Annotated in this window: 9 protein-coding genes; 8 read left to right on the top strand and 1 reads right to left on the bottom strand. The window is 70.7% G+C overall.

Translation table 11 applies throughout. From position 1 onward, the window contains the following. The first annotated feature begins 284 nt into the window (after positions 1-284). Positions 285-1,244, top strand: a complete 960-nt coding sequence (locus QOZ89_RS16065) for a polysaccharide deacetylase family protein (protein WP_312624140.1) — start codon at positions 285-287, stop codon at positions 1,242-1,244. Positions 1,245-1,322: 78 nt separating this feature from the next. Here the strand turns inward: QOZ89_RS16065 and QOZ89_RS16060 are convergent, their stop codons facing one another. Next, positions 1,323-3,098 carry an N-acyl-D-amino-acid deacylase family protein gene (locus QOZ89_RS16060; protein WP_312624139.1) on the bottom strand — a complete coding sequence of 592 codons (1,776 nt, stop codon included), beginning with the start codon at positions 3,096-3,098 and terminating at the stop codon, positions 1,323-1,325. A gap of 229 nt (positions 3,099-3,327) precedes the next feature. Here QOZ89_RS16060 and QOZ89_RS16055 point away from each other — a divergent pair, with 229 nt between their 5' ends. From QOZ89_RS16055 to QOZ89_RS16025, 7 genes are all read left to right on the top strand, one after another. Further along, on the top strand, positions 3,328-4,092 hold the full coding sequence (locus QOZ89_RS16055; RefSeq protein WP_071050022.1) for a ferritin-like domain-containing protein: 765 nt from the start codon (positions 3,328-3,330) through the stop codon (positions 4,090-4,092). Between the two features lie 60 nt (positions 4,093-4,152). Then, entirely contained in the window at positions 4,153-5,916 is a 1,764-nt protein-coding gene (gene argS / locus QOZ89_RS16050) for an arginine--tRNA ligase (RefSeq protein ID WP_312624138.1), read from the top strand. Between the two features lie 580 nt (positions 5,917-6,496). Next, positions 6,497-6,940 (top strand): hypothetical protein, encoded by a 444-nt coding sequence (locus QOZ89_RS16045; protein ID WP_071050023.1) that lies wholly within the window; start codon positions 6,497-6,499, stop codon positions 6,938-6,940. 503 nt (positions 6,941-7,443) lie between these two features. Further along, on the top strand, positions 7,444-8,103 hold the full coding sequence (locus QOZ89_RS16040) for a DUF4389 domain-containing protein (RefSeq protein ID WP_071050024.1): 660 nt from the start codon (positions 7,444-7,446) through the stop codon (positions 8,101-8,103). 178 nt (positions 8,104-8,281) lie between these two features. Next, positions 8,282-8,848, top strand: coding sequence for a recombinase family protein (locus tag QOZ89_RS16035; protein WP_071050025.1), 567 nt, complete (start codon positions 8,282-8,284; stop codon positions 8,846-8,848). Further along, entirely contained in the window at positions 8,849-9,922 is a 1,074-nt protein-coding gene (locus QOZ89_RS16030) for a recombinase family protein (protein WP_312624137.1), read from the top strand. 63 nt (positions 9,923-9,985) lie between these two features. Further along, positions 9,986-11,344: IS1634 family transposase (locus QOZ89_RS16025; protein WP_397428783.1), on the top strand; the 1,359-nt coding region annotated here is incomplete at its 3' end.

The raw sequence follows: 11,344 nt of genomic DNA, 5'->3' as shown, positions 1-11,344 counted from the left end.
TCGGCCAGGTACGCGTTCTCGTGCTCGGAGCGCGTCCGCCCGGACCGCGATCACGCCAGCCCCGCATTATCCGGCCGGCCGCGGCCGCGGCATGTTCGCCCGACTTCGGCGTGTCTCGTCGCATCCGATCCGGGACCGCCCGGCGCCCGGGCCGCGAAGCGCTAGCCGACCGCACCATATGCCGTGTTCCGGACAGTTTCGCCGGCCCACGGCTCTCGGCGTTTCTCCCCGGCCCATGCCGGTCGCGGGGCAACCGCGCGGTTCAGCCGGACGTCAGACCCACCATGACGCGTCGACGCCGCGCGGTCGCCTGGTATGCGCCGGTATGCCTGGTCGTCGCGCTCGCCGCGTGTGGCGGCGAGGCGCCCGCCCAGCCAGCTCCCGGCCCCACCGCGGGCACGGCCACCGCGTCGGCGGCCGGGGCGCCCGGGGCGCCCGGGGCGGACGGGGCGGGCGGGGCGGGAAGCGCGAGCCCGTCGCTGGGCACGTCGGCGTTCGGGCCGTCCGCTGGGCAGACGAATCGGCCGACCACCCCGCCCGCCGCGTCGGCCGTGCCGAGGCCGAGCAGCATCGGACCCCCGCCGCCGACGCCGGGGACCGGGCTGCCCGCCGGGCTGTTCGGGAAGGACTGGGAGCGCATCCCGACGGACCGCAAGATCGTCGCGCTGACCTTTGACGCCGGCGCCAACGCGGACGGTGTCACCCCGATTCTTGCGACGCTGGCGCGGGAGCACGTCGCGGGGGCGTTCTTCCTCACCGGCCAGTTCGCGACCAGCTTCCCGGCCAAGGTGCGCGACATCGCGGCGTCCGGCGGACGGATGGGCAACCACTCGTCGACCCACCCGTACTTCACCAAGATCGACGACGCCGCGCTGCGCGGTGAGGTGCTGGGGGCCGAGCGCGACATCCTGGCGGTGGGCGGCAAGGACCCGCGGCCCTTCTTCCGCTTCCCGTTCGGGGACCGGAACGCGCATGACATCGCCGCCGTGAACGCGCTCGGTTATGTGCCGATCCGGTGGACGGTCGACACCCTCGGCTGGCAGGGCACCTCAGGCGGGCGCACCGCCGCCTCCGGCACCGCTCGCGTCCTGGACGCGCTGCAGCCCGGCGAGATCGTGCTCATGCACCTGGGCTCGCACCCGCAGGACCATTCGACGCTCGACGCCGACGCGCTGCCCGGCATCATCAGCGCCCTGCGCGACCGCGGCTACGGCTTCGTCACCCTGGACGCTCTCATCGGATAGCCCGACCTCCTTGGACAGCCCCAACCGACGCCTCGCGGGCCGACGTTTCCGCCGTTTCCGCGCGCCGGTGCCCGGTGGTCAGCGGGCTCCGCGGATCAGCCGGCCGGGGCGGGCACCGGTGTCGACGCCGTCCCGGCGGGTGACGCTGCCCGCGACCATGGTGACGTCATAGCCGGAGGCGTCCTGGACGAGCCGGCGGCCGCCGGCGGGCAGGTCGTAGGCCATCCGCGGGGTGTGCAGGGTGAGACGGTCGAGGTCGACGACGTTGAGGTCGGCCCGCTTGCCCGGGGCGAGGATGCCGCGGTCGCCGAGGCCGAACAGGGCGGCGGTGTCGGAGGTCTGCTTCTTGACGACGTGCTCCAGCGGTAGCCGCTCGCCGCGGCGGCGGTCGCGGACCCAGTGGGTGAGCAGGAAAGTCGGATAGGAGGCGTCGCAGATCATGCCGCAGTGAGCGCCGGCGTCGGAAAGGCCGGAGACACCGGCAGGGTGTGTGAGCATCTCGCGGATCACGTCGTGGTTGGCGTCGGCGTAGTTGAAGAACGGGATCATCAGCATGGCAGTCGCCGGGTGGTCGGTGCCGGCGGCCTGTTCCAGCATCAGGTCGTAGAGAGCCTCGAGGCCGCTGACGCCGCGCTGCTCGGCGATGGCGGCGACCGTCCGCTCGCGGGTCGGCTCGTAGTCGGGCGGGTCACCCATCGCGTAGAGCCGATCCAGACTGAAAGCGATCACGTCCTTCATGGCGTCGAACTGCCTCGTGCGGTCGACGGGCAGGTCCCCCTCGGCCAGGATCGCCTTCCTGACCGCCGGCTTCGCCAGCTCGAAGCCGCGCTCAGCCGGGGACAGGTGCGCGAGAGCGCGGAACGACGGCCGGTGGGTGAAGGCGTGGTGGCCGGCGAAGCCGATGAGCATCCCGAACGGGCGGGCCGCGATCTGCGGGTACAACGGCGATCCCGCCTGGAACGCGGCGGCGGAGGACTCCATCAACTCACGCCACATGGTGGTGGCGGCATCAACCTGGAGCAGCGCATAAGAAACCGGGCGGTCGATCTCCTTGGCTAGCCGGCGCATCCAGTCGAGCTCGCGGGCCGGGGCGACGAGGTCCTCGCCGGCGGAGCCGGTCGGCGCCAGCTCGAAGACGGCCCGCCCACCGCGCGCCATGGCTCGGCCAAGCCCGAACAGCTCGTCCTCGGCGGCATAGGTCCCCGGGACGGGCTCGCCGTTCATCGCCCGGTGCGCGACCGTCCGTGACGTGGAGAAGCCGAGCGCGCCGGCCTCGATCGCCTCCTGGACGAGGCGAGCCATGGTGGCGATGTCGTCCGCGGTCGCGACCTCGTTGCGGGCGCCGCGGTCGCCCATGACGTAGGCACGGACTGGCCCATGCGCGACCTGGACGCCGAAGTCGACGGCGAGCTCCCGGCCGGCGATCCGGTCGAGGTAGCCGGGGAAGGACTCCCAGCCCCAGGTCATCCCCTCGGTGAGAGCCGTGCCTGGGATGTCCTCGACGCCTTCCATCAGCTCGATCAACCACGGCTCGCGGCCGGGGGTCACCGGCGCGAAGCCGACGCCACAGTTGCCGGACACCACGGTCGTGACCCCGTGTGAGCTGCTTGGCTCCAGCAACGAGTCCCAGGTGACCTGCCCGTCGTAATGGGTGTGGATGTCCACGAACCCCGGAAGGACGTACTTGCCGGTCGCGTCGGTCGTCTCTGCAGCCTCGGTCTCGATTCCGCTGGATAAACCGTCGGATCGACGTATGTCGACGATCCGCCCGTTCTTGACGCCGATGTCGGCGCGGAACGGCGCCGCCCCTGTGCCGTCCACTACCAGGCCGCCGACGATTTTCGAGTCCAACATTCCGGATTCTCCACTTCGAGGCGGTCGACCCGGCACAACGCCGAGGCGTCACCAAGCCGGCACCGAAAGAACATATACAATATCCACAGCATGACTCGCATCACGGTGCCGATGGAAGAGGTGGCCGGCACGGGCGAACGGCCCCCGCCTAACCCGGCCCCGACGCAGGCGGCGGTCACCAGGTGGATATTTCTGGCCTTGACGGCAATTCGCCGTGCAGCCTTGCCTCATGCCCGATGACACGGCCCAGGGTTTCGACCGCTGGCGGTGCCAGTTCGAGGCCAACAGACACCGGCGTGACCCGGACTGGAACCAGGGCGCCGAGATCCCGGCGGTCCTGGCGGCGAGCCTCGCCAGGTTCCAGGTCGGCGAGGGTGGCGACGGCGACGGGATGATCCGCGCCGCCACGCGCGCGGGTGACGGCTACCTCGCGGCCGCGCGGCTGTTCGTCGGCGAGGAGCGCGACCATGCGCGGCTGCTCGGCCGGCTGCTCGCCGCCGGCGGCCGGCCGGCCATCGCGGCGCACTGGAGTGATGCCGCCTTCCGGTCGCTGCGCTGGCGTGCCGGCCTGCGGCGGGAGGTGATGGTGCTGACCGTCGCCGAGGTGTGTGCGCTGCGTTACTACGAGGCCATCCGTGACGGCGCGGACGACCAGCTGACTCGCGAGGTCGCCGCGCGCATCCTCGCGGACGAGGAAGAGCACGTCCCGTTCCACGTCCACCGGCTGCGCCTGGATCTCTTCAGTCTGCCCGCGCCGGCGCGCGTCGCGCTCGCCGCCGCCTGGTGGGCACTGGCCATCCCCTCCGCCGCGGTGGTGGCCGTCGACCACCGCGGCGCCCTGCGCCTTCTCGGGGTCCCGGCGGGGCGGTATCTCACCGAGACGCTCAGGCTGTTCGGCTCCGTCACCCGGGCGACGCTCACGCCCGAGCCCGTCGGGGCGGAAGATCGACCGGTCCGGGCGGGGCCCGCGGACGGCCCCGGGCCGGCGGTATGACCGCCGAAACCCAGTTGGCGCGCCTGGGAGAATGGTGGACGACGAAGGAGGGGAGTCCCTGTGAGCAACCACGAGGTGCCACCGCTGCTCGGCCAGGTCGCCGACGCCGTGTCCGGGGCGATCGGTCGCGTCCGCCCCGAGCTGGCGGGAGCGGACCCCGTGGTGCGCCGGTCCGAGCACGCCGACTTCCAGGCCAACGCGGCGCTGGCGCTCGCGAAGCGGGCCAGAGCCAGGCCCGCGGACCTCGCCGCGGAGCTGGTCGCGGCGCTCGGCAGCGGGCCGATCGGCACGGTCGAGGTGTCCGGTCCCGGCTTCCTGAACATCAGGGTTCCCGACGCCGTGGTCTGGGGGCAGGTGGCGGCGCGGCTGGGGAGTTCTCGCCTGGGAGTCGGCCTGCCGGACGACGGGCGGCGGACCGTGATCGACTATTCCGGGCCGAACATCGCCAAGGAGATGCACGTCGGGCATCTGCGGACGACGATCATCGGCGACAGCCTCGTCCGGGTACTGGGCTTCCTGGGAGCGGAGGTCGTCCGGCAGAACCATCTCGGGGACTGGGGCACCCAGTTCGGGATGCTGATCCAGTACCTCGACGAGCATCCCGAGGCCGCCTGGCACCAGGACGAGCTGTCCGCCGGCACCTCGTCTGTGTCGGCCCTGGACGAGCTGTACAAGACCGCCCGCAAGGAGTTCGACGCCGAGCCGGCCTTCGCCGACCGTTCCCGGCAGCGGGTGGTCGACCTTCAGTCCGGCGACCCCGCCACCCTGGCCAAGTGGAAGGAGATCGTCGCCGAGTCCGAGAAGGCCTTCCGCGTCATCTACGACCGCCTTGGCGTTCTGCTGCGTCCCGAGGACTCGGTCGGCGAGTCGTTCTACAACCCCATGCTCGCGGAGACCATCGACGAGCTGGTCAGGGCCGGGCTGGCCGTGGAGAGCGACGACGCCCTGGTGATCTTCTCCGAGGAGGTCACCGGCCCCGACGGCAGCCCGGTGCCGCTGATGGTCCGCAAGCGCGACGGTGGCTACGGCTATGACACCACGGACCTGGCGACGATCCGCTACCGCATTCATGACCTCAAGGCGACCCGGCTGCTGTATGTCACCGACTCCCGGCAGGCGCTGCACTTCAAGATGATCTTTGAGGCTGCCCGCAGGATGGGCTGGCTCACCGACGCCATCGAGGTAGAGCACGTCCCCTTCGGCACCGTGCTGGGCAAGGACGGCCGGCCGTTCAAGACGAGGGCGGGTGGCACCGTCCGGCTGATGGACCTTCTCGACGAGGCGGTCGCGCGTGCCCGCGCGGTCGTCGCGGAGGCGGAGAAGAACCCGGAGCTGACGGACACCGATCTCGACCAGATCGCCGAGCTGGCTGGAATCGGGGCGGTCAAATATGCCGACCTGTCGACGTCACGGGTCAAGGACTACGTCTTCGACCCCGACCGCATGGTCTCGTTCAACGGAAACACCGGCGTCTATCTGCAGTACGCGCACACCCGGATCCGGTCGATCCTGCGGCGGGCGGGTGACCCCGAGGTAATCGTCGACCCCGGTGTGGCCCTGGAACCCGCGGAACGAGCCCTGGCCCTCCAGCTCGACGGCTACAGCGCCATGCTGAATGAGGTCAGCACGACCCTCGAGCCCCACCGCCTGTCCGGCTACCTGTACGAGCTCGCGCGGGACTTCACGACCTTCTACGAGTCCTGCCGCGTCCTCGACGCCGACGAGCCCATCCGCTCCAACCGCCTGGCCCTCTGCCAGCTGACCGCCCGCACCCTCGCCCACGGCCTGTCGCTCCTAGGCATCACGGCCCCCGAACGCATGTGACCCCACACCCCCTATAGCCAAGGCCATCCACCCGGCCCTGCTCCGCGCCGGCCCCTCGCCCCAGGGCCCGGCGCGGAGACCCGCCCCACGCACGAGCCGCACCCCGGCCTCGCCGTGAGCCGGAGGGGGTTCCAGGGGGCGAAGCCTCCCTGGCGCGGGTTCCGGGGCTGGGCGCCGAAGCGAAATACCGTGGAAGCCCGGAAGCAGACCGAAGGTTTGCGACCGGGCAACCGGCCGAGCCCCGTGGTGGTCCACGGCTCGCTGTTGGAGCGGGCGCGGCGCGAGGATGCCCGCTACTGGGAGGAACACGCCGTCCGAGCTCCTCGGACGAGCTGCGGCGCCCCGGTCGTCATCATGACCACCGACTTCCTCACCTACGGCAGCACCGCGGACGCCGCTGGGAGCTTCCCGACCCACTCCTGGCCCACCTGGCCACCGAGGTCATCCGGGTGCCTACGCTCGCCCTCTCCCCGAGGACACCTCCGCCGACCGGTTCACGATCTTCGGTGAGCGCAACCGGCGCCAGCTCGCCGACGCCGCCTGCCTCGCCTGCGATCGACTCGTGGCGGTGTCTGCCCGAGTGCTGTCTACCGGAGCACCGGCACCCGGACGCGACCAATTCGCCCCACGCCCGGCCACCGCCTACCTCGAACCGTCGCCCTACCGCCCGCCGTCGGAGGCCGCCGAGATCGCCGACCTGCTGCGCGGCCACGGCTACCAGGTCTCCACCGCCACCAGGTTCCACGACCACGACCCGCGCACCGCCGCGATCGCCGACTGGGACGCGGCGCTGGCGGCCGAGCTGGTCGTCGCCGACGTGTCCGGCCCGGAGGCCCCACCCGGAGCCGCGGCGATGATCGGCGCCGCCGCCGCCACCGGCCGCACCGCCCTGGTCTGGCAGCCCGTCCCGGCCTGGACCTTCTCGCCAGGCCGCGAGCCGAACTGGCGCAACCTGATGATTCAGTACGCGGTCGGCGGCGTTTTCCAGGACACCGCCGGGCTCCTGGCCCTGATGGGCACCTGACCCTGCCGGAGACGGTTACTTTCCGGTGGTGCGGAGATACTTCCGCGGCACGTTGCTGCCAGCCACGGCCTCGGCGGGACGGCGGTTTCGATCCTGTCAAGGTCGTCCTGGGCAGCTCGACGGACACGGCCGCGGCGTTCTCTCCAGGTGGGTGATCCGTTTGGTGCCCGGAACCGGCACGACGTCTGGCCCCTGATGCTGCAGCCAGGCCAGCGCCAGCTGCCCCGCCGTCGCGCCCTTCTCCTCGGCCAGCGTTCGCGGCGCGGCCACGATCCGCGGGCTGCCCGGTGGGCCGCCTGGTGGGCCGCCTGGTGGGCCGCCTGGTGGGCCGCCTGGTGGGCCGCCTGGTGGGCCGCCTGGTGGGCTGACCGGTGGGCTCGGCCGGGGGTTGGCCGGCTGTTGGCGGGGCTGAATCATTGGTTGGATCAGGAGGTAATGAGGGTTGTCCTTTTCCGGATCGTCGGGGATCCTTTCCTGGCGGCAGCGAAGAAAGTAGGAACTCGATGTCCACTGTGACCGACCAGCCTCGCCCGACCGGTCAGCCGGCCTATCCGGTCCGTATCGACGCGGCGCCCGGCCCCGACTCGGAGCTCTCGCGTTGGCTCTGGCTCGTCAAGTGGGTGCTGGCCATCCCGCATGCCATCGTCCTGTTCTTCCTCTGGATAGCGGCGCTGGTGCTCAGCATTGGCGCGTTCTTCGCGATCCTGTTCACCGGCCGCTACCCGCGCGCTGTCTTCTCGTTCAATGTCGGGGTTCTTCGCTGGTCCTGGCGGGTGAACTACTACAGCTACGGTGCGCTCGCCACCGATCGCTACCCACCGTTCACGCTGGGCGAGGTCCCCGACTACCCGGCGCGCCTGTCGGTCGCCTACCCGGACCGGCTGTCCCGCGGCCTGGTCCTCGTGAAGTCCTGGCTGCTGGCCATCCCGCACTACCTGATCGTCGGCCGTCTCGGCAACGCCCTGGCCGGCCTCCTGACGCTGTTCGCGGGGGTGATCATGCTGTTCACCGGCCGCTACCCGCAGTCCGTCTACGACCTGGTTCTCGGCCTGCGGCGGTGGGCTCTGCGCGTCTGCGGCTACGCGATGTTGATGACCGACAGCTACCCACCGCTCCGGCTCGACATGGGCGGTCCCGACCCCGCCGCCTCTGACCTCACCTGAGGCTGCCTCGCGGGAACGGCCCGAGCGACGGATGCCCGGGCCGGCCTGAACTACTGCCGCGTCAGCCAAGGTTGGCCCGTCGGTACCACCGCGCCGTGGGCTTGATCGTCGGATCTGTACCCATGTCTCAGGTGGTACAGGCTTCCCGTCCGCGCAGGTCGGGCCTAGGTTTGACCCCATGGCGCACCGTCGGTTGCGGTATGTCGCCTACCCGCGTCGGTCGATCGACCAGACGGGGGAGGCTCTGGGGGTCGAGGCCCAGCGAGAGCTGATCTTGCTGCGGGCGGCTCCGCATGGCGTGACGGTGATCGAATGGTACTGCGACAACGGGATCACGGCGAGCCGTGATGACGTGGTCCGGCCGGACTACGAGCGGATGATCGCGGACATCCGGGACAGTGCGGATGTGCCGATGGTGCTGGTCGTGGAGGCCTCCCGGCTCAACCGCGAGGAGACGGCCGTGGCCGCGTTCTCGAAGCTGATGCGGAACGCGGTCGGGTCGGTCCTGGCGATCGACGTGTCGGGCGGGGCCACCGCCTACGATCTGGCGACCACGGCGGGCCGGGTGGCGTACCGCGACAAGGCCACCGATGCGGTCAACGAGTCTGAGCAGATCAGTGACCGGATGTACCGGTGGCACGCGCGCAAGCGCAACGCGCACGAGTGGGCCGGTGGGGCGAAGCCGTATGGGTGGCGCCGGACGGTGGATCTGTCCCCGAACGGCCGAAAGATCGTTATCACGTAAGTGATCGACGATGGGCAGGCCGCGGTTGTCCGGGAGATCGCGCGGCGTCTGGCCGCTGGTGAGGCGACGGGGAAGATCTGCACCGATCTGAACAGTCGCGGGATTGTGGGTCCGGGTAAGACGCACCACGATCATGCCCCGACGATGTGGGCGATGACGACTGTTCGCCTGATGATGCGTAACCCGCGCCTGGCTGGGTGGTACGCGGAACTGACCCCGGACGGTTCGTGGTCGCGTGTCGCGCGCAGCGGCAAGTTTCCCGCGATCTTGTCGGATGCCGAGTTTGACGCTGTGCAGGTGGCGTTGGACGCCGTGCGTAGGCGCCGGACAACGGGTGTGGCGGTTCGGCATCTGCTTTCTGGTGTGGTGGTCTGCTCGGTATGTAGCGCCCAGCTTCGCGTAGTGCGGGTGGGCGAGTCAGGGGTTCGCTACAACCACCCGTCGCTGACTATGGCGCGTAGGCGTACTCGGAAGGACTGTGAGGGGCCGACGTCGATCGACGGTGTGGCGCTGGAGGCTCACGTGCGGCTCGCGGTGAGCGCCTTTCTGGAGCGCCGGTCGTGGGAACGCCCGGAAGAGACCCCGGCCGCGTTGGTGGAGCAGAAGGCGGCGAAGGAACGGAAACTCGATGAGCTTGCCGTGAAGGTGGCCCGCGAGGAGATGACGCTCGAACTCGCGGGGCGGACCGAGAGGATTATCCTCGCGGAGATCGTGGGTGGCCATGCCGGCGAGAACGTGCACGATGATCGCCGTCATGGCGTCGGTGGGTTCGGGGGCGCGTGCGAGTTGTTCGGCGAGCCAGTGTCGGACCGCGTCTGTGTCGTGCGGGTGGGCGGGCTCGTCAGCGGTGGTCATGGCGGGGTTCCTCCTGTAGCGGGTAGCGGCGGGTGCGGGTCGCCGGGGTGGCTGTCGGGCGGGTTTCGGGCGTGGCGGGCCGCTGGGCGCTACCCGCTACGCGGTGCGGTGTACGCAGGTCAGAGGGCCGTGGGGAGTAGCGGGGGGTGTAGCGCCGCCGCTACACCCCCGCCTGAGTTCGGTCACCTGCTCGTTTTCGATCATGGTGTAGTGCGTTGACCTGGGGTGATGGGTGCCTGGTGGGTGGTTCTGAGGCACTAATTGGTGCCCTACGGTGTGGTTGTGGCCTGGATTCGGCGGGTGCGGACGGCGTCGGGGGCGACGGCTGTGCAGATCGCCGAGTCGGTCGGGGGCCGGCGGCGGATCGTCGCGCATGTGGGTTCGGCGCATACCGAGGCCGAGCTTGGGGTGCTCATCGAGCGGGCCCGGGAACTGTTGGAGGCTCCGGGCCAGGGCGAGCTCGAGCTCGGGGTCGAGCCGGTCGCGGTGAGGACCCCGCTGCTCGGCGAGGCCGGCCCTGCCCCGCCGGTTCTGTTCGACGTGGCCGTGGAACCGCTGCGTGGGCGGGTGGCGGTCGCTGGGCCGCGGGTGGTCGCGACCGGCTCGCGGGTGCTCTACGACGTGCTCGTCTCGGTGTTCACGTCGTTGGGGTTCGACGCCCTGGGCGACGAGGTGTTCCGGGACCTGGTGATCGCCAGGCTGGTCGAGCCGACGTCGATCCTGGACACCGGCAGGGTGCTGGTGGACCTCGGCGCCACGCCGGCGAGCGAGAAGACGATGCGCCGCACCCTGCTCCGCGCGCATCAGGGCGGCTACCGCGACCAGCTCGCGGGGCTGTGTTTCGCCCACGCCAGGGCCGCTGGTGATGTCTCGCTGTGTCTCTACGACGTGACCACGCTCTACTTCGAGGCCGAGAACGAGGACGAACTGCGCCGGGTCGGCTACTCCAAGGAACGCCGCGTCGACCCACAGATCGTCGTCGGGCTACTCGTCGACCGGTACGGGTTCCCGCTCGAGATCGGCTGCTACGAGGGCAACCGGGCCGAGACCGCGACGATCCTGCCGATCGTCCGCCAGTTCAGGAACCGCCACGGCCTGGAGAACCTGGTCGTGGTCGCCGACGCCGGCATGCTCTCCGCGGCCAACCTGCGCGACCTCGACGAGGCCGGGTTCGGGTTCATCGTCGGTTCCCGGGTCACCAAGGCGCCGATCGATCTGGAGTCCCACTTCCGCTGGCACGGCGACGCGTTCACCGACGGGCAGATCATCGACACGATCACTCCCAGAAAGGGCCGCAACCGGGACAACGACGTCGCGTTGAAGACCGAGCCCGTCTGGGACCGGGAACAGCACCCCGCGTCGTGGCGGGCGGTCCGGGCCTACTCCGCCAGACGCGCCGCCCGCGACAACAGGACCCTCACCGCCCAGGAGAACCGCGCCCGCGCCGTCGTCGGGGGAGAACAGACCGCGCGCACCCCGAGATTCGTCACGGTCACAGGCGACGCCACCACCCTCGACGAGGCCAGCCTCGCCCGCGCCCGCCGACTCGTCGGCCTCAAGGGCTACGTCACCAACCTCCCGGTCACCGTCGTGACCGCCCCCGAGGTCATCGCGAACTACCACGACCTCTGGCACGTCGAG

Origin of the sequence: Pseudofrankia coriaricola (genome assembly GCF_032027725.1) — a bacterium.
Classification (GTDB): domain Bacteria; phylum Actinomycetota; class Actinomycetes; order Frankiales; family Frankiaceae; genus Pseudofrankia.
The sequence above is the reverse complement of the archived record's forward strand: the minus strand, read 5'-3'. Positions and strand labels throughout refer to the sequence as shown.

Bases quoted from the DNA above. Each gene is read 5' to 3' on its own strand.
- QOZ89_RS16065 (WP_312624140.1), top strand. From the start codon at position 285: ATGACGCGTCGACGCCGCGCGGTCGCCTGGTATGCGCCGGTATGCCTG.
- QOZ89_RS16060 (WP_312624139.1), bottom strand. From the start codon at position 3,098: ATGTTGGACTCGAAAATCGTCGGCGGCCTGGTAGTGGACGGCACAGGG.
- QOZ89_RS16055 (WP_071050022.1), top strand. From the start codon at position 3,328: ATGCCCGATGACACGGCCCAGGGTTTCGACCGCTGGCGGTGCCAGTTC.
- QOZ89_RS16040 (WP_071050024.1), top strand. From the start codon at position 7,444: ATGTCCACTGTGACCGACCAGCCTCGCCCGACCGGTCAGCCGGCCTAT.
- QOZ89_RS16035 (WP_071050025.1), top strand. From the start codon at position 8,282: ATGGCGCACCGTCGGTTGCGGTATGTCGCCTACCCGCGTCGGTCGATC.